Genomic DNA, 20,854 nt, shown 5'->3' with positions numbered 1-20,854 from the left:
ATAGCCCGAATATAACATGAATGATGCGTCACTTTGTTATAAAAAAGATGAATAAATCTTTGAAAAAAAAGTGATGAATCTGAGGTTTAGTTTAAACGGCCTGAGATTTTTCTGCTTCCGTTACCAACTCGGGTTGAGCTGGTTGGGCAGGTTTGGATTTGACTGGATTGAGCATAAAGTTCACACCCAGACAGAACAGGGTAACACCCAGAATTTTACGGATAATTTTCTCAGGCATATGTGAACTGATCAATGTGCCGATCACGATTGCAGGAATAGAACCCACCAGTAACCAGCCTAACAAAGCAAAGTCTACATTACCTGCGCTCATATGGCTCAAGCCTGCGACTAAAGTTAAAAGTACGGCATGCACCACGTCAGAACCGATAATACGAATCATCGGCAAATTCGGGAACATCAGAATCAATGCCATAATACCGAATGCCCCTGCGCCCACTGAAGACAAGGTCACAAAAACACCAAGCACGATTCCCATGATGATAATCAGAGCGCGTTTTTTGCCAGATTTAAAATCGACTTTTTCCAGATCCTGGGTCATATCTGGCAATTCTTGTTTACGGTATTTATTAAAGAACTTCTCAATTGAAGCGCGGAATACAATAGAAATACCGGTCAGCGTTAGCATAAAACCGAGTACCATGGTGAGTACTGCTTTATAATGGGTAGATTGACTGAGATAGTTCTCAAGTACCCATTGCGTGGCAAAAGATGCTGGAATACTGCCGATTGCCAGCCAGATCACAATGGGCCAGACAATATTCATTTTTTTTGCATGGACAAAAGAACCGCAGAATTTAGAGATTGCGGCATATAGAAGGTCAGTACCGATTGCAATGTGCGGTTCAATCCGGAATAGGCTGATCAAAATAGGGGTCATCAGTGAACCACCGCCGACACCAGTAATCCCTACACAGAAACCAACTAACACACCTGCTAAAATAAACTCAATCGGACCAAACATCTATATATGCCAATATCAAAAAACGAGCATATCTTATGACTATTAAAGATAAGTAGTTGTCTTGATTAATGATTTGCTTATTCCAAAATAAGATAAAGCAAGTGATTAATGAGGTGTTTTATTATCGAAAAAATTGGTGTAAAGGATAAGTCCGGTAAGCTTTCTAAAGAATTTTCTTATAGTTAGGAAATACGATGAAGATAAATGGAGTTGAATCCATAAAATATGATTAACAGTATAAAATTTCTTCTTTATTAAAATAAGCAGATTTATTTGATTTAGAAATAGGCTGGTAGTGATAAGGGAAATTAGAAGTTTGGTAGATCATTCTTTATATCATTTTTCAATTGAGCATATTTGTAGTCATGATGATCCTGGTCATTCTTATCTAAAGTGAATTCAGAAAATCCCTGTAGTCATCATTATATTTGTAGATATAGCGCTTTAAATTCTTAGATTCATCATTTTTAAACCATTTCATACAGATCGGGATCAAGTTCAGCCTTAAGTTTTTTGTCTTATGCTAATATGCTGACAGCAATTCTCTGAGGATCACATCTTGCAAAAACGGAAGCTTAAAATTGGAATCGTCGTGGGTGAAGTATCGGGAGATACCTTAGGTGCCAGTCTGATTCGTCGTTTTCGTGAGCAGGGTATTGATGCTGAATTTGAGGGCATAGGTGGTCCACAGATGATGGCAGAAGGTTTTAAAAGCTATTATCCAATGGATATTCTGTCGGTGATGGGTATTGTCGAAGTCTTGAAAGATATCCGTAAGCTGTTTGCTGTACGTGATGGACTGCTGGAGACCTGGACGAAAGATCCAGTCGATGTATTTATCGGCATTGATGCACCAGATTTTAACCTGCGTTTATCCAAGAGCATCAAGCAACGACAGTTGCCGATCAAAACCGTTCAATATGTCAGCCCATCCGTCTGGGCGTGGCGTCAGGGACGTGTACATGGCATTAAAGCCAGTATCGATCTGGTACTGTGTTTATTTCCATTTGAAAAAGTCTTTTATCAAAAATGGCAGGTACCCGCTGCATTTGTCGGTCATCCATTAGCGAGTCAATTGCCGATACAAAATCCACTGGTTGAAGCAAAGCAGGAGCTGGGACTCGATCCTGCCCAGAAATATATTGCCTTGCTGCCAGGCAGCCGCCGTGGAGAAATTGAACGTCTTGGGCCATTGGTGCTGGATACTGCACAAATTTTGCAACAAAAACATCCTGAATATATCTTCCTGATTCCTGCCATCAATGATGCACGTAAGCAGCAAATTCAAGCCTTGCTGCAAACTTATCCGGAAAGTTTACAGGCCCAAATTCGTCTGATGGAAAATACCGGTAGCGATTCTAAAATCGGTCGTCAGGTCATGAATGCAGCAGATATCGTCGCTTTGGCATCGGGAACAGCAACTCTGGAAGCAATGTTGTTACATCGTCCAATGGTGACTTTCTATAAATTACATTGGCTGACTTATCGTATTGTTAAACTTCTGGTGAAAATTCAGTACTATTCATTGCCAAATATTATTGCGGGCAAGAAAGTGATTCAGGAGCTGATTCAATCTGAAGCAACCCCCGAGAATCTTGCTGCCGAAATTGAAGCATTAATGAATATTGAAGCAGCACAGATTCAGGCGATGCAGCATCTGACCATGCATAAGCAACTACTTTCAGGGAATAGTGAAGATCCTGTGACTGCCATTTTAGAACTGGTAAAATAATCTTCTCAGCTATTGTTGACCCTGATGCTGCTGACGATACTGGCTCGGAGTCAGTTCAAACTGCTTTTTAAAACTCTGACTAAATGCAGTTTCTGAAGAATAACCTACGCGATGCGCAATCTGTTGTACGGTCATTAAGCCATCTCTTAAATAACGTGCTGCCAGACGCATCCTGTGCTGTTGCAGATAAGCCAAAGGCGTTTCACCGACCACTTGTGTAAACAATTGTGCAAATTTGGAACGTGACATATGGCATTGTTCAGCCAGACTTTCAACGGTCCAGCTCTGTTCTGGCTGGCCATGAATGGCAGCTAAGGCACTGGAAAGTTCAGGATGGCTTAAGGCATTTAACCAGCTGGAGGCATGCCGGGCATTCAAAATATAATCCCGCACACATTCAATAAGTAAAATACTGACCAGATGATCGAGAATACGGTCACGGCCCGGACGTGTATTCTGGGTTTCTAAAGCCAGGAACTGTAATCCGATCTGTAACCATTCCGGGGCTGAATCACTCAAAATATGCTGGATATGCAGATAATCCGGCAAAGAGGTAATTAGCGGTCGCGCCATCTGGATATCCATTTTTGAACGAATCGCCAGAATAAAGTTGCGTTGTGGCTGGACCTGACCGAAATCAATACTTTGCTGTGAATGCGAAGCAAAGAAGCTGTTAATGGGACTACTTTGTGTTAGTTCTTGATCATTTGGACAATGCAGCTGGTGCGCTTTGGCAGATGGAAGCAGAATCAGATCACCCTGCTGTAAGACAATGACATGGTCTGAATCTTCAAAGCTGAGCTGTGCCTGTCCATGCAAAATCACATAGGCCAGCATGGACGGTTCATGTCTGTATAACAGTCGATAAGGGTGATGAACATTCAGGTAGATATATTCTGATTTGGCTAAATGTATGTCATCAAAAATTTTACTAAGCGCATCCATGCGTGTTCTATTCTGAATTAAAAAGATATTTTTATTTAAGTCTGCATGTGAATTGAGGTCAGAAATCGGCTGATCAGGACAAAGACGCTGACATAGCTTTTCTGGACGCTGACAACTGTGCACATGCGCTGAATTATTCAACTATAAGGGCAGGGTAACATAAAACAGGAGGGTCGCAATGAATGCCCCTGCAAAAATCACAAATATTCACCTGGAGCAGGACGCTCAGTTGCTGAAGGGCCGCCAGCTAGATAAAAAACGTTTCGGATGGCTGTTGAGTCCGGGTCTACCAGTCATCGGTATGGGTATTTTAGCCGGCTACCATTTTGGACCGAAAGCCACTAAGAAAGTTTTTGCCTTGGGTGGTCCGTTATTACTGCATGTCATCATTCCGACACTAGATGCTCTGATTGGCGAAGATGAAAATAATCCCAGCGATGATCAGATCAAAGCTTTGATCAAAGATCCTTATTATGACCGTATCGTAAAATTGTTTATTCCTTTGCAAATGGCTGCTAATACTTTTGCAGGCTATGTGGTATCACGCCCCAATGTCTCATTGACCGATCAGATTCTACTGGGGATCTCGATGGGTGCAATTAATGGAATTGGTGTAAACACTGCACATGAATTGAGTCACCGCCCGAATAAATCTGATCATTACTGGTCACATGCCAGCCTGATGCCATTGGCTTATAACCATTTCCGGATTGAACATCCTTATGGACATCATAAACGGGTCGCGACGCCTGAAGATCCTGCCTCATCAAAAATGGGAGAGTCATTTTATAAATTCTGGCCACGTACGGTATTTGGTGGACTTAAATCTGCAATTGAAATTGAAAAACGCCGTTTACAGCGTAAAGGCTTGAGTTTCTTTAGCAAGGAAAATGAATTGTTTCATGGCTGGGGGATGAGTGCTGCTTATCATGGCTTGATGCTGAAAACCTTTAGCAAGAAGATTATTCCATATACGTTAACACAGGCATTTTATGGCATCAGCCTGTTTGAAATTGTCAATTATATTGAACATTATGGTTTGAAGCGTGCTGAAACTGGGAAAGGTAAATACGAGCGTACTTTGCCTGAACACAGCTGGAATAATAACAATATTGTTACCAACCTGTTTCTGTATCAGTTACAACGCCATTCTGATCACCATGCGTTCCCAAGCCGGCCGTTTCAGGCATTGCGCAATTTTGAGGAAGCACCTGTCTTGCCAAGCGGTTATGCGACCATGCTGATTCCAGCTTTGATACCACCATTGTGGTATAAAATGATGGATAAGCGTGTGTATCAACATTATCAAGGCGACCTGAACAAAGCCAATATCTTGCCTGCTAAACGCAAGCAGATTTTCAGAAAATTTGGCATACAAGATAATGCAGCTTAACTATTTTCAGTTTTTAATATTTTCCAGTTTTTAATAAAAAATGCGCCTTTCAGGGCGCATTTTTTATTCATTTTCGTTAAATCTTAAAACCATTCTGGCTGCATATTCAGGCAGGTATCATCAAAGTTCATCAGTAATTGTGCCTGATGTTCAACTTCAGGCAGTTCCCAGCGGATAAAGTATTGAGCTGCCTGCATTTTTCCTGTCAGGAATTGTTGATCTTCTGCATAGTCAGACGAGGCAAATTTTAACTGTGCCTGATTCGCCATTTCCAGCCATAACCAGGCAATAATGGTTTTACCCATCATATCCAGATATAAACCTGAATTCGCCAATGCTGCATCAACTCGACCTTGATGCAAAGCCTGACCTAAAACCTGCGTGGTTTTTTGCACAGTCGCAAGATGCTTTTTAAAAGTTTCTGCCAGTTCAGCTAACTTGGGATCCTGAATCTCGGATAAAGTTTTCTGGATACGCTGCATGAGCAGGCTTAAACCTTTACCGTTGTGTTGCCACAGTTTACGACCGAGTAGGTCTAGAGACTGAATGCCATAAGTGCCTTCATGGATTGGATTCAGACGGTTGTCCCGGTAGCACTGTTCAATCGGATATTCACGGGTATAGCCTGCACCACCCAAGACCTGAATTGCCAGGTCATTGGCTTTGGGGCCATAGGCAGAAGGGAAGGATTTGACCACTGGCGTAATCAGATCCAGCAAAATAGCACTCTCTTCATCCTGAGCTGCCTGATGTTCATCAATCAGGCGGGCTGCAAACAGACACAGTGCCAGTGATGCTTCAACATAGGACTTCTGGGTCAACAGCATACGTTTAACATCGCTATGCTCAATGATATTCACTGGTTTACTATTTGGATCTTTATCGGCTACCGGACGTCCTTGTGGACGGTTTTTGGCATAATTCAGAGACTCCAGATAACCACGATAGCCAATCATTGCCGCACCAAGTCCCACACCGACACGTGCTTCATTCATCATCTTGAACATATATTTTAAACCATGACCTGCTTCACCAAGTAAATAGCCTAAGCAATTGTCATTTTCCCCAAAGCTCAGCACCGTCGAGGTAGTCCCGCGATAGCCCATTTTATGCAGTAGGCCGGCCAATTGAACATCATTAGACTCATCAAGTGAACCATCGGCACGGGTCTTGAATTTTGGCACAATAAACAGGGAAATACCCTTCACGCCTTGAGGTGCATCCTGAAGCCGGGCAAGCACAAGATGCACAATATTTTCAGTAATGTCCTGGTCACCCCCAGAGATAAACATCTTTTGACCTTTAATCCGATAGGATCCATCTGCCTGAGGGATGGCCTTCGTGGTCAGATCACCAAGGGATGAACCAACATCCGGTTCTGTCAGTGCCATGGTGCCAGAAAAACGGCCGCTGAACATATGGGGTACAAACGTGTGTCTTTGTTCCTCGGTGCCGAAAGCCTGAATCACATTGGCTGCGGCAGCGGTCAAGAAAGAATAAGCCACCGTTGATGGATTGGCAGACATAAAAAAGGCATTACACGCCATATTGACCAGAATTGGTAACTGCATACCGCCGGCATCATAATCATGTTGAGCGCAGAGTAACCCGGCATCGGCAAACTGTTTCCATGCGGTTTTGACTTCAGCAATGGTTTCGACTTTTTTGCCGTCAAAAGTTGGTTCGTGCTGATCTGCTTTGGCATTGTGCGGCGCAAAATAATCGGTAGCGATGCCTTGGGCCGTATCTAAAATACTGTCAAAGGTGGTTTTATCATGTTCCTGATAACGTTCAAGTTGGGTCAGCTGTTCCAGTTTAAAAACGTCATACAGCAGGAAATTTAGGTCTTTGTCATTGATAAGTTGAGTCATATTTAGTTTTAAATCGAGTGTTCATATGATGTGTTTAAGACTAGTAGTTGCTTTTATTTTTTAGAATTGTCAATAATGACACTTAAGATGTGAAAAGTGACAATGATATTCAGATGAAAAAGGTGGTGGTTTTAGGTTTTGATGGGGCTTTAGCATCGGCTATTACTGGAGTCGTGGATTTATTTGCCATGGCGGGCGTGAGCTGGAACCGGATTCAGCAGCAGGAAATTCATCGTCTGTTTCAGGTAGAAATTGCCAGTGCCCAAGGGCAGGCGATCCGTTGTATTAATGGGGTATTGATCCAGGCACATTTAGCTTATGCAGATATCAAGGATGTAGATATTGCTATTGTCCCTACGATTGCCGGACCGATTATCGAAACCTTGCAACAGAATCTGGAACTGATCCGTTATTTAAAGGAAGCAGACCGGCAGCAGAAAGTGATTGCAGGAAACTGTACGGGGAATTTCTTTTTGGCTGAAGCCGGTATTTTGAATGATCGCCAGGCGACCACGCATTGGGGCTTTCAGGATATGTTTCAGACTCTTTACCCTAAAGTAAAGCTTCATGCCGATCAGCTGATTAGTCGGGATCAGCATATCTACTGTGCAGGTGGTGGTCTGGCCTGGTTTGACTTAGGACTGCACTTGATTGAACGCTACTATGGTTTTGAGCTGGCGATGCAGTCAGCCAAATCCTTTGTGATTGATTATCGGCGTGACAGCCAGCTGTCTTATTCCTTACTGAAAATTAGCAAGCCGCATCATGACGAGCTGGTACAAAAAGTACAAGATTGGCTGGAACAGCATTTTCATGAAGCGCTTAATCTGGAACAACTGGCGACACGTTTTAACCTCACCACACGTACTTTGATTAGGCGTTTTAAACAGGCACTGGATGTGCCACCCAATCAGTATCTGCAAGCTATCCGGATTGAAGCAGCCCGTAAACGGCTGGAAGAAACCGAACAGGCGGTGGATCTGATCATGCAACATGTCGGTTACCATGATCCAAGCTCTTTCAGGCGATTATTCCATAAAAAAACGGGGTTAACCCCGTTAGAATATCGCCGTCGATTTAGCCGGCGCTTTTAGCATGCCATCAAGTTGCAGCAGCTTTGACTTTACGTCCATGCAGCAGGTAATACCAAAGCAGACAGCTGAGTGTAATGACCGCACTATACAAATACAAATGCTGATAACCGATCTGATCCAGAAACTGGCCAATAAAATACGGTCCAAAACCAAGTGCAGCATCAAGAGCAATAAAGAAAGTTGATGTTGCCAGTCCCATACGCTCTATTGTGGTACTTTTTACCGCAATGGTCTGGCAAATGGATTGAATATTGCCATAACCAAAACCTAATAACGCTGCACTGGTGAGGAGCATCCATGAATTATGTGCCTGACTGAGTAAACCAATACCGATTGCCATAATCACAATCGCAGGATACATGATGATATTTTCGCCTTTACGATCCATCAATGGGCCGGTAAATGGGCGAGAAATCAAAATTGCGGCTGCATACATCAGGAAGAAGAATGAAGCTGCCTGCAAGAGGTTAATTTCCTTGGCATACAGGTTAAGAAAAGACAGTACACCGGAATAACATGCACCAGCAATCAGGATAATAACCGCAATAGGAAAAGCTTTAGGCTCAACAAACTGCGCGAGACATGAAGTAGGCGGAGCAGACTGTTGCGTACCAGCTTTTGCAGCCAGTTTTACTTTTGAAGTATCGACACCAAAACTGAAGAACAGACAGGTGAAAGCCACAATAGAAGTAAAAGTAAAAATCACCTTATAGTCATATTGTGACATTAGCCAGATCGCCAGGAATGGACCAACTGCAGTGGCTAGTGTACTACTGGTACTGAAGTAGCCAATACCTTCAGCACGTCGGGTTGCTGGAATGGTCTGGGCAATGACAGTTCCAATAACAGTCCCTGCGACACCCATCATAAAGCCGTGAGCAAAGCGGATCGCAATCAGATAAGGTACATCCACTGGAATAAAATACAGACCAGAGAACAGGAAAAAGCCCAAAGCTCCGGCAACCAGACTGGCTTTGGCACCCAGATTGGGCAGGAATTTTCCTATCAGCAATCGGCCGACTAAAGTCCCAACCACGAATACACCGGAGATTAACCCTGCTTGTGCAGTAGTGGCATCCAGTTCAGCTAAGGCATAACCAACACTGACAATAACCAGTAGATAGAACACCAGAACCAGCTGGAAGTTCATTGCACTGAGAAAAATAAAATTTTTCGTCCAAAGTTTGGATGGAGCTTCAGTCATGTTGAAGCTCCTTTCTCGCCTGAAGGGAATGCATAAACTCTAAAACAAAAGCATGAGCACGTTTCAGCTCATCTTTATTGAAGTCTTGCAGTAATTCTGCTTCCAGAACATCAATCTTGCCACAACATTGCTGGAACTGTTGTTTACCCATTTTAGACAGCTGCAGTAATTTCTGGCGTTTATCTGTCATGGGTTGTGATTCAATAAAGTTCATTTCCATCAAAGTATTTAAACGCTTGGTTACAGCAGGTTTTGAAATCCTGAGTTCCTGGGCGATATCCAGCGCCGTACATTGACCATTCATTTTGATAATGACCAGACTTTGCCATAAGGAATAATTTAAGCCATGTTCAATTAACACCGCATTCATTTCATCCCCGAGCAATCTTGCACAGCGTAATAATGCAAATCTAAAGCGGGAGGTAGTATCCATAAGGAATAATGTTAACCTGGTTAACTAAATGTGGATAATTTACGCTTATAAACATGAAAATTCAAGTGATGTATCAGTTGCTTCGATATGGCTTAACAGATATTTCAAGGAGTAAATGAGCTAATCTGGTGGGAAAAATCTTTAGTTTTCTTTAACATGCAAATCTGGATGCGAGCAGTGGCTAAGGTGGATTTATGCAGGATTTAGACCTAACAACAATTATCAGTGAATGTTTTAAAAGCAGTTCTAATTTAATGATGGATTTACATCAACCAGCAATTACCTTACCTGAACAGCTGATCCACGCAGTTAAAGAGGCAGCACAAACACGCGGATATACTGAAACAATTCATCATGTAATGTTGCTGGATCAATTTGATGCTTCACGACTGAGTTATGTCTTTAGTCCGCTTATTCTGTCCGTGCTAAAACATAAAACCATCTTTATCGCTCCAGCCAATACTGAACTGCAACAGGTGCTGGGGGAATATTTCCGGGTAGAAGCGCTGAAACTAAACCATACCCAGGCCTTACAGGAAATGGATATTTGCTTTGATTTGGCAATTGATGGTTGTTCCATGCCAGATTTACAGCGCTATGCTGTATTCAAGGCCTTACTTGAGCGAAATTGTAAGAGCCTGATTGTCATTGGAAATGAACTGGATGCTGAGTTGAAAATATTACTCGAATCATTCGGTATACAGGTTATCCAACACAAATTGATACAACAGAATTTTGATTTAACTGAAATTGAATTTAAAAAACTGTTATGGAAAAGGAAGACAGATTCAGTTGCCGTCACTTGTGAAGAGATCACGTCAGCTAATATTGAATTAGTTACTCAACTTAGCGGAATACAGCATGCCGATGCCGAGCGTCTAATTGATGACTTGATGTATAGCGAGCATCTGTTCGAAAAAGTCTCAGTCTTTGGCGAATTTACCGAAACTATTTATAAGCATCAGCTAAAATAAAAGATAGCGGAAAGGCATTATTGTCTCAGAGTTGTAGTGATTAGATTTTAGATATGCGCGCGGTGGCAGAGATGCCACACATTCCCCATCACGACACGACGTCGTAATGGGGGAATAAAAGACTTTTGCCTACTTTGAGTTTTTCCAAAGTAAGGTTCTGCCTGCACACAGCCACTTAGACTTTTAAAGAGAAGATAAAGCTGTGCAATACATAATTATAAATATTTATGAATATCATAAATTTAAAACATTATTGAGTTGCTATGATGACCTAATATATATCCTGATTAAAATTGTGGGACGGTAGTGAGCCAAAAGGCTCTTTATTCTGCTCAGGATTTTTTCTGTTTACGGTAAATAATTGGTCGTACCGGGTGTGTGCCGCGCCAGAGACCTTTCTTATTTTTCTTGGCATTGCTTTGCAGGCTCATCAGATAGGAGAGGTGTTTCTTGTCACGGATATATTCTTCATAAACCCAAGCCGCACCACGCTTGATGAGTTCTTCATTGACATTTTTACGACGTCGGTAAATGACTCCAACACAGCGTCCATAACGGTCAATATCGGTAATTTGCACACGGACCAGTCTATTCTTGATCATTTTTGCGACCAGCTGCTGGGATTCCTTGCCATAGGCCTGACTGGATTCAGGTGCATCCACATAGGCAAAGCGTAAGCGGGTTTCTGAACGACGGATATTGAAACGATAGCAGGTGAGGGTGTCGCCATCGCTGACGGCCTTAACTCGACACCAGTATTTTTTGCCTTTTTTGAAGGGGCGGAACAGTTCTTGTAAAAACACCACAAGTTTGTGCAGCAAATAATAGGAGAAACATAGAGCCACAAGGCCAAGTACAATTTGCCAAGAAGTTGAGAGATGCAACAAAATTAAAATCCAGAAGAAGCGCAGTCAGGTGAAGAAATAGCTGACTTATAAAGTGTTCATTCTAGATCAAAGCCTCACGTCTTAAGGCTCTGTAACCGTTTATACGAAGATTTTTTTAAGCAAACAAAATAGCCTAAGCAAATAACAAAAAACCAAGCTGCGATTCTTAGGAATAAACTTTAAAGGCTCTATAAATAGCCTAAGTATTTTTAAAATTCACTTATAAAAATAGCCTAAGCAAAAATTTTATTAATTTCACTCCGTAAAAATTGATGTCTCTTATTCTCTTGTAAATCCTTATACCAATACATCCCCATATTAATTTTCTGCAGTTTTACAGGAACTTCAAAAATTTTCAGGCTTTTATCAATATGCAAATGATTTAAAACATTTCGGGGAATGGTGAGCATCGCTAAGGGATGCTGCTGCAAAATCTGTAACGCCGTCGAGTAATGCTGACAACGCAGGAAAATCTGTCGAGATAGTTGATTACGGCTTAAATACAGATCTTCAACTAATACGCCAGTCCGGCGCGAAGACACACCAATATGTGGGGAGGCGAGATAACTTTTTTCCGTGACTTGTTGCTGTTGAGTACAGACGACAAACTCATCCTGATCCAGTAATTCAAACTGGATTTTGTCGCCCAAAGGCTGTTCCAGATCGATCACAAAATCAACTTGCTGGGTTGCCAAATCAGAAACAATATTCTTTCGGTCCAGTTTAATACTGACAAACTGAATATCTAGATTAAAACGCTGAAAATGTGCGACCAGTTTTGGCAAGATCATCGGTTCAATTTCATCATGCACAGCAATCTTTAGATTTTGTACCAAGGTTGGCTCAAATTGCTGGTTCTGGATGGAAATATTCTGGATGGTGATGAGGGCATGTTTAATTTCTGAATAAATCTGTTCCGCAAACGGCGTTGGCTGCATTTTACTGCCAGTCCGTACAAACAAATCATCCTGCAGATGCTGTCTTAGACGCTGTAAGGCATGACTGGCAGCAGACTGGGTAATTGACAGGATTTGGGCAGCCCGGGAAATACTTTTCTGTTCAAAGACAGCAACAAAAAGTGGATATAAATTGATATCGATCCGATGGAAACTGCGAAGATCAATACTGTTTTCATTATGAATCTGTTGCATATTAAACTATGGAATAAAATCATTTTATTCATAATAGGTTTTAGGTTAAGGTCTTGTAAAGCAGAATAATCATATCCAGAGGAAAGTTGCCATGTTTGAGCTATCAGCACGTGCACAGGACTACGTTGAACGCACCAGAAAATTTATTAGAGATGAGATCGAGCCAATTGAGGCAGATTTCTGGCATCAGGTGCATGAGCTGAATCAGGGCGGTGACTGGACCAAATGGCAATGGCCGGCTGAACTGGAAAATTTAAAAGCCAAAGCCAAAGCAGCAGGGTTATGGAATATGTTCCTGCCATGTGCTGAATTGGGTCAAGCATTGTCGGTCAATGAATATGCGCATATTGCTGAACTGTCTGGACGTAGTCTGATTGCACCAACGGTATTTAACTGTAATGCTCCAGATAGCGGCAATATGGAAGTATTATGGCGTTATGGATCTGAACAACAAAAACAGCAATGGCTCATGCCGTTATTAGAGGGAAAAATCCGCTCGGTATTCTGTATGACTGAACCCGCAGTGGCCTCCAGTGATGCCACCAATATGCAGGCAACGGCGGTCATTGAAGGTGATGAAATTGTATTAAATGGCCGTAAATGGTGGTCATCTGGTCTGGGTGATCCAAATGCCAAAATCATTATCTTTATGGCACATACTCCCGATGAAACTAAAGACCGTCATCATCAGCATTCCATGGTTTTAGTTCCAGTCGATACTGCGGGCGTGAAAATCGAGCGTATGTTGCCCGTCTTTGGTGATTATGATGCTCCACATGGCCACGGCGAAGTTAGTTTTGATAATGTGCGGGTACCAGTATGCAATTTTATTGGGGGCGCTGGTCAGGGCTTTGAAATTGCCCAAGGTCGTTTAGGCCCAGGTCGTATTCATCACTGCATGCGTTGTATTGGTGCAGCAGAAAAATCTCTGGAACTGATGATTGACCGTGGTATGAGCCGCACGGCGTTTGGTAAAGAAATTTTGAAACTGGGTGGCAATCTGGAACGGGTCGCAGAAGCACGGGTTGCGATTGATCAGGCGCGATTATTAACCTTGTATGCTGCCTATAAAATGGATACTTTAGGGAACATGGCGGCTTTGACAGAAATCTCGGCCATTAAAGTCGTGGCACCAAGTGTGCTGGAAAAAGTCGTGGATATGGCAATCCAGATTCATGGTGGCGCTGGTGTTTCACGTGATACACCATTGACCGGATTCTTTGCCCAAGCACGTGCGCTACGTTTGGCAGATGGCCCGGATGAAGTACATAAGGGCATGATTGCAAAATTAGAGTTGGCAAAACGTGGTTATAGTACGCGTCGTAAAAAATAAGTCTTAAGTTTAAAGATATTTAGATAGTAAAAAGATTTTAAGGAAATATTATGGCAGTCATTGATGTCGGTGGAAAAGTTCGTGAGGGTGAAGAACTGGATGTCCGCGCTATAGGAAACTGGCTGATTGAACACGGTGAAAATATTAAAGGTCCAGTTGAAGTCACTCAATATTCTGGTGGTGCGTCGAACTGGACTTATCGGCTGAAATATAGCAATGCCGATTTAATTCTGCGTCGTCCACCTAAAGGCACCAAGGCCAAATCTGCACATGACATGGCGCGTGAATATCATGTGCAACGGGCACTGGCTGATCACTATCCAGTTGTTCCGGAAATGTTGTTGCTATGTCAGGATGAATCAGTGATTGGCTGTGATTTCTATGTGATGAAACGCATTGAAGGCATTATTCCACGAGCGAATTTGCCCAAAGATCTGTACTTCAGTGAAGCTCAGGTACGCGAACTTTGTATCAATGTCATTGATAAACTGATCGAGTTGCATCAGGTTCCTTATCACGGTACTGAACTGGAAAAGTTAGGCAAAGGTGAGGGTTACTGCCGACGTCAGGTAGAAGGTTGGGATAGCCGTTATGACAAAGCTAAAACGATTAACGTACCTTCATTCAAGTACGTACGTAACTGGTTAAAAGATAATATTCCTGCCGATTCTAAAACCTGTGTGATTCACAATGACTGGCGTTTTGATAATGTTATTCTGGATCCTGACAATCCAACACAGGTGATTGGGGTACTGGACTGGGAAATGGCGACTCTAGGCGATCCACTTATGGACTTGGGTTCTGCCTTGGCTTATTGGGTGGAAGAGACTGACAATGCAATTTTTAAGGCAACCCGCCGTCAGCCGACCAATCTAAAAGGGATGTTTACCCGTAAGGAGGTTGTGGATTACTACCTGGAAAAAACTGGATTACAGCCAGAGAATTGGACCTTCTATGAAGTATTTGGCATTTTCCGTTTAGCGGTAATTGCCCAGCAGATTTATTATCGTTACTACCATAAACAAACCAATAACCCGGCGTTTAAAGATTTTTGGGTGGTAATTCATGCATTGCATATCCGCGCCTTAAAGCTGATTGGCAAACAAAAGATCGAAGCCAATGATCTTGCCCAGAAGTATATGAACAAATTTAAAGAGTTAATGCCAAAATGACCACCATTTACCTGATTCGACATGGCCAGGCATCTTTTGGAGCAGAAAGCTATGATCAGCTTTCTCCCAACGGTGAGCTGCAAGCCAAGTTACTTGGACGTTATTTCGATTCTATTCTTAAAGAAGCACCTGTGGTGATGGCTGGATCAATGCAACGTCATCAGCAAACAGCGCAATTGTGTCTGGATGAATGTTTTCCTGAAAGTGAATTGATTACCAATTCTGCCTGGAATGAATTTAATCATACTCAAGTCTTTGCCAGGTATGAGCCGCGATTTAATCAGCCGGAATTATTAAAAGAAGATGTGGCACAACATGCCAATCCTCGAGCGTATTTAAGCAAAATCTTTGAAGGGGCAATTGAACGCTGGACGGGGGGAGATTATCACCATGAATATGAAGAATCCTGGCCAGACTTTAAAAACCGTATTGAATCTGCATTGCAAGATCTATGCAATGAACTGGCTGAGAAAAGACCGCGCTATGCTGTAGTGTTTACTTCGGGTGGCGTTATCTCTGTGGCAGCAGGGAAAATTCTAGGCTTGAGTCCGAGCAAAACTTTTGCCTTAAACTGGGCCATTGCCAATACCAGCATGACGACTTTGCGTTTGGTGGGTAATGAACCGCAGTTACTTAGTCTGAATGAACATCATTTTATTAAGGCAAATCAACCAGAATTACTCACCTGGATCTAAAAGATCTGGAACAAAATGATTTTAAAGGAATAAAAAATGGCTAAAACAATTCTAATTACCGGGGCAAGTTCCGGAATTGGTGCAGGTATGGCACGTGAATTTGCACAAAAAGGTTATAATTTGGCAATCTGTGCGCGTCGTATGGAACGTCTGGAAGCTTTAAAGCAGGAACTGGAAAACCAGTACGGGATCAAAGTGATTGCCAAAACCCTGGATGTGACCAACTATGATCAGGTCTTTGAAGTATTCCGTGCCTTTAAGGAAGAGTTTGGTAGCATTGACCGAATTATCGTGAATGCTGGCGTTGGTGAAGGTCGTCGTATTGGAAAAGGTAACTTTGCTATTAACAAAGCTACGGTGGAAACCAATTTTATTTCTGCCTTAGCCCAGTGTGAAGCTGCAGTGGAGATTTTTCGTGCGCAAAACTCAGGTCATTTGGTCATGATTTCATCCATGAGCGCAATGCGTGGTATGCCAAAACACCTGACCGCCTACGGGGCTAGTAAGGCAGGAGTCGCGCATCTGGCAGAAGGAATTCGTGCAGAGCTGATTGATACACCTATTAAAGTGACGACGATCTTCCCGGGTTATATTCGTACTGAAATTAATGAAGGTGCGAAAAAACTGCCTTTTGAGGTAGACGAAAAAACGGGTTCGCGTTTATTGGCTGCTGAAATTGAAAAAGCGCCGGTTAAAGCGTATGTACCAAAATGGCCTTGGTTACCGTTGGGCTTGGCTATGAAAGTATTGCCACTAAAACTGGTGAATAAACTAGGATAATTCTTGTTTGGATGATCAAAAAGCTCCTAACGGGGCTTTTTTATTTTTGGAATTGAAACATTTTGACTTTAAAAATTAAGAAAATAATGTCTGGAAATTATTTTTTATAAATATGATTATACATTATGGTTTAGCATAGCTAAGGGTTGGTGAATATATGTATATGGGCTTATAACCAAATGAAAAAATTAGCTTTTATCATTATTCTGGTATTGACAGCAATGCCATATGCTCAAGCAGCATCTGATGAAGGAAAAAATCCGGATACGACCCGATTGTGTGAGGGAAAAGGACCTCATGTAAAGCTTACGGTTAAAATTGAGGGTCATACCATAAAAGGCTCATGTCAGATCGGCTTTAAACCTGCTCAAGTAAATGCCTTGGACTATGAAGCAATACGCGCTCCCGCTGTGCAAAATGCATGTAAGAGCAAAGCACGTGGTTCGACTCTTGTCATGAATGTAAATGGTGAACAGATACCGGGTAAATGTGATCTAGTCTTTAAAAGCAATCATTTCTAATAAATTCAACGATTCATGTGACATCACTATTTAAGTTTACCTAATAGATTTTTATTTTAAATCAAAATATTTAATAAAATTTTGATCATTTAAAGGGAATATAGATTCTGACTCTATATTCCTTTAGATATGTTTATTGATATGGGAAATAGTCAAAACAATTTACATTAGACTGATTAAGACGTTGTTGTTCATACACCATTTCTTTACGTTGCTCATCATAGTAGTTGTGTTTTTCCGAAATTGTGGCTAGTAGTGAAGCAGGTAGGTCTTTTCTATTCCTGTTAGCGTCTAATTGCATAACATTTATAGCAGCTATAGCTGCACTTTCTGCTTCACATAAAATTTTTGTCTTTTTACTAAAATGTAGGTCATCCCGATTTGCTTGAACATACTCAGCGATTTTTTGATCATACTGTTTTTCGTAATAATTTAAAGCATGTATGATTTGCCCTGCTGTCATATTTACGGTAATTTGAGGCTTTGTATTAGTCTCCTGACCAATAACTTTTCCTCTCATTAATTCAGGATTATTAGTCTGAAGCATTGGGTTTAAAACATAAGTATATAAACCATCTTTAACTTTTCCCCAATTAATACCTTCCGCGAGAACCGTTGAGCTAACAGTTAGAGTTAGTGCTAAAATAGCTAATTTAATTTTCATAAATATAAGTTAAGTTATTGGAAAAAAATGAAGTTATATTTTAATATTCAACTTTATATGTATGAAAATTCACCTTTAGTCTAGGAATATATCTACTAAATTATTTAAAAGTGAAATCGCTTAAATAAAATACAATATTATTAGAGTGAAATTTATTTTGTAACAACTGCTGTTTTTCTAAACATCCTGCTTTGAAAACTAGAGATATCAACTTTTATTTTCCGTATTTTCCTTTAATGTACACCTGTCCATAAATTAAAGGTTGTACATATGTCTTCATCCTCGGATATGACCAGTCAGCAGCGGATTGCCAAAGTCAGAACTGTGGTCATGCAGGCTGGCGAGGACCTGCGAGCACGATATCCCATCCTGAAACATCAAAATTTCATTGGTGCGAGTATTCTGACTTTTGCCTGGTCAGGCATGATTATATCTGCGTTGGCCTTTTATTATGGATATCTGACCGCATGGATCACCATTCCACTGATTGCCATATTTGCATCCTTAACACATGAATTGGAACATGATTTGATCCATTACATGTATTTCAAAAAAATGCCATGGGCACATCATTTAATGCTGGCTTTGGTATGGTTGGCACGTCCGAATACGATCAGACCGTGGGCACGTCGTCGCCTGCATCTACATCATCATAAATATTCAGGGACTGAAAGTGACTTGGAAGAACGTGGTATCAGTAATGGTATGCCGTGGGGGACTCGACGTATTTTAGTGATCAGTGACCAGTTGATGTCAGTCTATCTGCGGCCATTTCAGATGTTCAAAATGATCCACCTGTTTCTGGAAAAGCAGCCTGAAAAAGAACGTAAAATTGCACAAATTTCACAGCTGCTTGGCTTTTTGCCTTTAAGTATTGTTTACTACGGTTTGTGTTATGTATTTGCAGTATTTCATATTTCCAATGCGATCGTACCCATGTTTGGTTATGAAATGCTGTGGTCACAAAGCATAATCGAGGCCATGCCATGGGTTAATTTAATGGCAGTCATTTGGGTGCTTCCCAACTTTATCCGTTCTTTTAGTTTACAGTTTGTCAGTTCAAATATGCATTATTACGGCGATATTGACCCGCGTGATGTAATCAAACAAACCCAAGTCTTGAACCCATGGTGGATGATGCCATTTCAGCTATTCTGCTTTAACTTTGGTGCAACACATGCGATCCATCATTTTGTCGTAAAAGAGCCATTTTATATCCGTCATATGACTGCCAAGACCGCACATAAAGTCATGAAAGAAGTAGGTGTGCGCTTTAATGATATTGGAACATTCCGTCGTTTAAATCGCTGGAATGAAATCAAAGCTAAGTAAAATAATAATGAAGTAAAATCCTGCTATAAGCGGGATTTTTTTATTTCTATACTTTAATTTTAATACAGAATTATTAAGAAGAATTTTAAGCGGTATATATTGATATTGTGTTTTAATTTTTTGATTATTAATTGTTTTTTATAATAATGGCGAATACTTTTTTAAAATACTACAGCCATTATTAGGGAACAAGGCATAGAAATGGATAGAAATATAAATATGTGAATATTCATAAAAAGTGACTATTAAGTTGTTACTTGAAGATTATAAACTGGGGTAAAATTAATCCTATCCTTATATAAATTAATCCATTATGTTGCTCAAAGCTGCTACGATTGCCTTAATACCTGCTCTAGTCATCCAGGGTAATCGCGTCAAGAAAAAAACGCTACGATTACCAGAACCTGCTGGGGAACGCGAAGGTTTGATTGGGCAAGGGAAACCTTTATCCATCCTGATTGTTGGAGATTCGGCAGCAGCCGGTGTCGGGGTAGATCATCAAGAAGACGCATTAACTGGGGCAATCTTAAGTCAGCTCCAGCAAGATTATCAGATTCGCTGGAAACTTCAGGCGAAAACGGGAGATGCGACTTCCAACGTCATTCGCGTATTAGAAAAAATTCCGGCTGAACACTATGATGTTGTAGTGACTTCAGTCGGTGTAAATGATGTTACCAAGCTGATACCCGCAGATGTGTGGATTAAAAAGCAGCAGAAACTTTATCAGGCGATTGAAAGTCGCTTTAGTCCTGAGTTAATTATCGCGGCCGGTGTTCCACCAATGAACATGTTCCCGGCTTTACCAAATCCATTAGCTTGGTTATTTGGTCATTATGCCAAAGCCATGAACTCTGAGCTGGAGAAATTTGTCAGCAAGAAAGCCAATATGCAGTGGATTGAGTACGATATCAAACAATATCAGGCACTCAATCTGGAAATGGCCAAAGACGGTTTTCACCCGAGTAAAGAAGTTTATACGCTTTGGGGACAGGAAGTTGCTACAAAAATCCGCCAAAAATTTTAGAATAGAATTTCTATACACTAATTTAGTGGAATTTTATGTCGGATATTGAAACCCATCCTCTAGAACCTTTTTTACCGGAAAATTCCAAACTTCTGATGATGGGCAGTTTTCCGCCACCAGAAACACGTTGGAAAATGCGTTTCTATTATCCAAATTATCAAAATGATATGTGGCGGATATTTGGTTTAATTTTCTTTCATAATAAAGATTACTTTCTGGATATTGCCAATAAGAATTTTCAGGAGATGCTGATTCGGGAATTTTTGCTGGAAAAAGGTATTGCGATTTTTGATACGGCGTATCAGATCCGGCGATTGAAAGGGAATGCTTCAGATAAATTTCTGGAAATTGTTACGCCAACTGACCTCAACAAACTGCTTGTTCAGATGCCTTTATGTCATAGCATTATGACCACAGGCGATAAAGCGACCGAAACCCTGATGCTATCCATGCCTGAAGGCACAGAAAAACCTGCTATCGGGCAGCCGAGTAAAGCACATTTTGCTGGACGTGAACTAAAACTCTATCGAATGCCATCATCATCACGAGCCTATCCATTGGCTTTGGAGAAAAAGGCGGAAGCCTATCGGCAATTGTTTAGAGATGCTGGACTGATTTAGGTTTTAGCAATAAAGGTGAATGCAATACTTATACTGTTTACGTTAAA

At 41.3% G+C, this 20,854-nt stretch carries 20 protein-coding genes; 12 read left to right on the top strand and 8 right to left on the bottom strand.

The window, feature by feature from the left end:
* Positions 1 to 91: 91 nt before the first annotated feature.
* On the bottom strand, positions 92 to 982 hold the full coding sequence (locus F899_RS09105; protein ID WP_005222315.1) for a sulfite exporter TauE/SafE family protein: 891 nt from the start codon (positions 980 to 982) through the stop codon (positions 92 to 94).
* Between the two features lie 559 nt (positions 983 to 1,541).
* Here F899_RS09105 and lpxB point away from each other — a divergent pair.
* The gene (lpxB, locus tag F899_RS09100; RefSeq protein WP_005222313.1) at positions 1,542 to 2,714 is read left to right on the top strand and encodes a lipid-A-disaccharide synthase; all 1,173 of its coding nucleotides are present in this window, start codon (positions 1,542 to 1,544) and stop codon (positions 2,712 to 2,714) included.
* A gap of 9 nt (positions 2,715 to 2,723) precedes the next feature.
* Here lpxB and F899_RS09095 read toward each other — a convergent pair whose 3' ends face one another.
* Entirely contained in the window at positions 2,724 to 3,659 is a 936-nt protein-coding gene (locus F899_RS09095; protein WP_034423948.1) for an AraC family transcriptional regulator, read from the bottom strand.
* Between the two features lie 178 nt (positions 3,660 to 3,837).
* Here F899_RS09095 and F899_RS09090 point away from each other — a divergent pair, with 178 nt between their 5' ends.
* Positions 3,838 to 5,052, top strand: a complete 1,215-nt coding sequence (locus tag F899_RS09090; protein WP_004809567.1) for an alkane 1-monooxygenase — start codon at positions 3,838 to 3,840, stop codon at positions 5,050 to 5,052.
* 83 nt (positions 5,053 to 5,135) lie between these two features.
* Here the strand turns inward: F899_RS09090 and F899_RS09085 are convergent, their stop codons facing one another.
* Positions 5,136 to 6,923: an acyl-CoA dehydrogenase gene (locus F899_RS09085; protein ID WP_005222311.1), complete on the bottom strand. Its 1,788-nt coding sequence runs from the start codon at positions 6,921 to 6,923 to the stop codon at positions 5,136 to 5,138.
* A gap of 113 nt (positions 6,924 to 7,036) precedes the next feature.
* Between F899_RS09085 and F899_RS09080 the strand changes: the two genes are divergently transcribed.
* Positions 7,037 to 8,017, top strand: a complete 981-nt coding sequence (locus tag F899_RS09080; protein WP_034434244.1) for a GlxA family transcriptional regulator — start codon at positions 7,037 to 7,039, stop codon at positions 8,015 to 8,017.
* Between the two features lie 7 nt (positions 8,018 to 8,024).
* Here the strand turns inward: F899_RS09080 and F899_RS09075 are convergent, their stop codons facing one another.
* Both F899_RS09075 and F899_RS09070 read right to left on the bottom strand, forming a co-directional pair.
* Positions 8,025 to 9,221, bottom strand: a complete 1,197-nt coding sequence (locus F899_RS09075) for an MFS transporter (protein ID WP_005222308.1) — start codon at positions 9,219 to 9,221, stop codon at positions 8,025 to 8,027.
* A complete protein-coding gene (locus F899_RS09070; protein ID WP_005222306.1) occupies positions 9,214 to 9,654 on the bottom strand; it encodes a MarR family winged helix-turn-helix transcriptional regulator in 441 nt (146 codons plus the stop codon). Before F899_RS09070 ends, F899_RS09075 begins: the two co-directional genes overlap by 8 nt.
* 254 nt (positions 9,655 to 9,908) lie before the next feature.
* On the opposite strand from F899_RS09070, the gene F899_RS09065 reads away from it, so the two are divergent.
* A complete protein-coding gene (locus F899_RS09065; protein ID WP_228127799.1) occupies positions 9,909 to 10,628 on the top strand; it encodes a hypothetical protein in 720 nt (239 codons plus the stop codon).
* Positions 10,629 to 10,960: 332 nt separating this feature from the next.
* Here the strand turns inward: F899_RS09065 and F899_RS09060 are convergent, their stop codons facing one another.
* Positions 10,961 to 11,515: a thermonuclease family protein gene (locus F899_RS09060; RefSeq protein ID WP_005222304.1), complete on the bottom strand. Its 555-nt coding sequence runs from the start codon at positions 11,513 to 11,515 to the stop codon at positions 10,961 to 10,963.
* Between the two features lie 233 nt (positions 11,516 to 11,748).
* On the bottom strand, positions 11,749 to 12,666 hold the full coding sequence (locus tag F899_RS09055) for a LysR family transcriptional regulator (RefSeq protein WP_005222303.1): 918 nt from the start codon (positions 12,664 to 12,666) through the stop codon (positions 11,749 to 11,751).
* A gap of 91 nt (positions 12,667 to 12,757) precedes the next feature.
* Here F899_RS09055 and F899_RS09050 point away from each other — a divergent pair, with 91 nt between their 5' ends.
* The 5 genes from F899_RS09050 to F899_RS09030 all read left to right on the top strand — a co-directional run bounded on the left by F899_RS09050 (position 12,758) and on the right by F899_RS09030 (position 17,167).
* Positions 12,758 to 13,999, top strand: a complete 1,242-nt coding sequence (locus F899_RS09050; RefSeq protein WP_004895058.1) for an acyl-CoA dehydrogenase family protein — start codon at positions 12,758 to 12,760, stop codon at positions 13,997 to 13,999.
* Between the two features lie 50 nt (positions 14,000 to 14,049).
* Positions 14,050 to 15,171 carry a phosphotransferase family protein gene (locus tag F899_RS09045; protein WP_005222302.1) on the top strand — a complete coding sequence of 374 codons (1,122 nt, stop codon included), beginning with the start codon at positions 14,050 to 14,052 and terminating at the stop codon, positions 15,169 to 15,171.
* Positions 15,168 to 15,866, top strand: coding sequence for a histidine phosphatase family protein (locus tag F899_RS09040; RefSeq protein WP_005222301.1), 699 nt, complete (start codon positions 15,168 to 15,170; stop codon positions 15,864 to 15,866). Before F899_RS09045 ends, F899_RS09040 begins: the two co-directional genes overlap by 4 nt.
* 36 nt (positions 15,867 to 15,902) lie before the next feature.
* Positions 15,903 to 16,646 (top strand): SDR family oxidoreductase, encoded by a 744-nt coding sequence (locus tag F899_RS09035; protein WP_005222300.1) that lies wholly within the window; start codon positions 15,903 to 15,905, stop codon positions 16,644 to 16,646.
* A 179-nt stretch (positions 16,647 to 16,825) separates the two neighbouring features.
* The gene (locus tag F899_RS09030) at positions 16,826 to 17,167 is read left to right on the top strand and encodes a hypothetical protein (protein WP_005222299.1); all 342 of its coding nucleotides are present in this window, start codon (positions 16,826 to 16,828) and stop codon (positions 17,165 to 17,167) included.
* A gap of 133 nt (positions 17,168 to 17,300) precedes the next feature.
* Here F899_RS09030 and F899_RS09025 read toward each other — a convergent pair whose 3' ends face one another.
* Complete coding sequence (locus F899_RS09025; RefSeq protein WP_005222298.1) at positions 17,301 to 17,831, bottom strand: hypothetical protein; 531 nt, start codon at positions 17,829 to 17,831, stop codon at positions 17,301 to 17,303.
* Positions 17,832 to 18,101: 270 nt separating this feature from the next.
* Here F899_RS09025 and F899_RS09020 point away from each other — a divergent pair, with 270 nt between their 5' ends.
* From F899_RS09020 to F899_RS09010, 3 genes are all read left to right on the top strand, one after another.
* Positions 18,102 to 19,163 (top strand): fatty acid desaturase, encoded by a 1,062-nt coding sequence (locus F899_RS09020; protein WP_005222294.1) that lies wholly within the window; start codon positions 18,102 to 18,104, stop codon positions 19,161 to 19,163.
* Positions 19,164 to 19,476: 313 nt separating this feature from the next.
* The gene (locus F899_RS09015; protein WP_004895034.1) at positions 19,477 to 20,187 is read left to right on the top strand and encodes an SGNH/GDSL hydrolase family protein; all 711 of its coding nucleotides are present in this window, start codon (positions 19,477 to 19,479) and stop codon (positions 20,185 to 20,187) included.
* 35 nt (positions 20,188 to 20,222) lie between these two features.
* Positions 20,223 to 20,807: a uracil-DNA glycosylase family protein gene (locus F899_RS09010; protein WP_004895032.1), complete on the top strand. Its 585-nt coding sequence runs from the start codon at positions 20,223 to 20,225 to the stop codon at positions 20,805 to 20,807.
* Positions 20,808 to 20,854: the final 47 nt, after the last annotated feature.

Source organism: Acinetobacter sp. CIP 101934, assembly GCF_000369585.1.
GTDB classification, from domain to species: Bacteria; Pseudomonadota; Gammaproteobacteria; order Pseudomonadales; family Moraxellaceae; genus Acinetobacter; species Acinetobacter schindleri.
The sequence above is the reverse complement of the archived record's forward strand: the minus strand, read 5'-3'. Positions and strand labels throughout refer to the sequence as shown.

Coding starts and splice junctions, on each gene's coding strand:
- F899_RS09080 (WP_034434244.1), top strand. CDS start 7,037: ATGAAAAAGGTGGTGGTTTTAGGTTTTGATGGGGCTTTAGCATCGGCT.
- F899_RS09105 (WP_005222315.1), bottom strand. CDS start 982: ATGTTTGGTCCGATTGAGTTTATTTTAGCAGGTGTGTTAGTTGGTTTC.
- F899_RS09065 (WP_228127799.1), top strand. CDS start 9,909: ATGATGGATTTACATCAACCAGCAATTACCTTACCTGAACAGCTGATC.
- F899_RS09020 (WP_005222294.1), top strand. CDS start 18,102: ATGTCTTCATCCTCGGATATGACCAGTCAGCAGCGGATTGCCAAAGTC.
- F899_RS09055 (WP_005222303.1), bottom strand. CDS start 12,666: ATGCAACAGATTCATAATGAAAACAGTATTGATCTTCGCAGTTTCCAT.
- F899_RS09090 (WP_004809567.1), top strand. CDS start 3,838: ATGAATGCCCCTGCAAAAATCACAAATATTCACCTGGAGCAGGACGCT.
- F899_RS09010 (WP_004895032.1), top strand. CDS start 20,223: ATGTCGGATATTGAAACCCATCCTCTAGAACCTTTTTTACCGGAAAAT.
- F899_RS09045 (WP_005222302.1), top strand. CDS start 14,050: ATGGCAGTCATTGATGTCGGTGGAAAAGTTCGTGAGGGTGAAGAACTG.
- F899_RS09035 (WP_005222300.1), top strand. CDS start 15,903: ATGGCTAAAACAATTCTAATTACCGGGGCAAGTTCCGGAATTGGTGCA.
- F899_RS09070 (WP_005222306.1), bottom strand. CDS start 9,654: ATGGATACTACCTCCCGCTTTAGATTTGCATTATTACGCTGTGCAAGA.
- F899_RS09030 (WP_005222299.1), top strand. CDS start 16,826: ATGAAAAAATTAGCTTTTATCATTATTCTGGTATTGACAGCAATGCCA.
- F899_RS09040 (WP_005222301.1), top strand. CDS start 15,168: ATGACCACCATTTACCTGATTCGACATGGCCAGGCATCTTTTGGAGCA.
- F899_RS09085 (WP_005222311.1), bottom strand. CDS start 6,923: ATGACTCAACTTATCAATGACAAAGACCTAAATTTCCTGCTGTATGAC.
- F899_RS09075 (WP_005222308.1), bottom strand. CDS start 9,221: ATGACTGAAGCTCCATCCAAACTTTGGACGAAAAATTTTATTTTTCTC.
- F899_RS09025 (WP_005222298.1), bottom strand. CDS start 17,831: ATGAAAATTAAATTAGCTATTTTAGCACTAACTCTAACTGTTAGCTCA.
- F899_RS09015 (WP_004895034.1), top strand. CDS start 19,477: ATGTTGCTCAAAGCTGCTACGATTGCCTTAATACCTGCTCTAGTCATC.
- F899_RS09095 (WP_034423948.1), bottom strand. CDS start 3,659: ATGGATGCGCTTAGTAAAATTTTTGATGACATACATTTAGCCAAATCA.
- F899_RS09050 (WP_004895058.1), top strand. CDS start 12,758: ATGTTTGAGCTATCAGCACGTGCACAGGACTACGTTGAACGCACCAGA.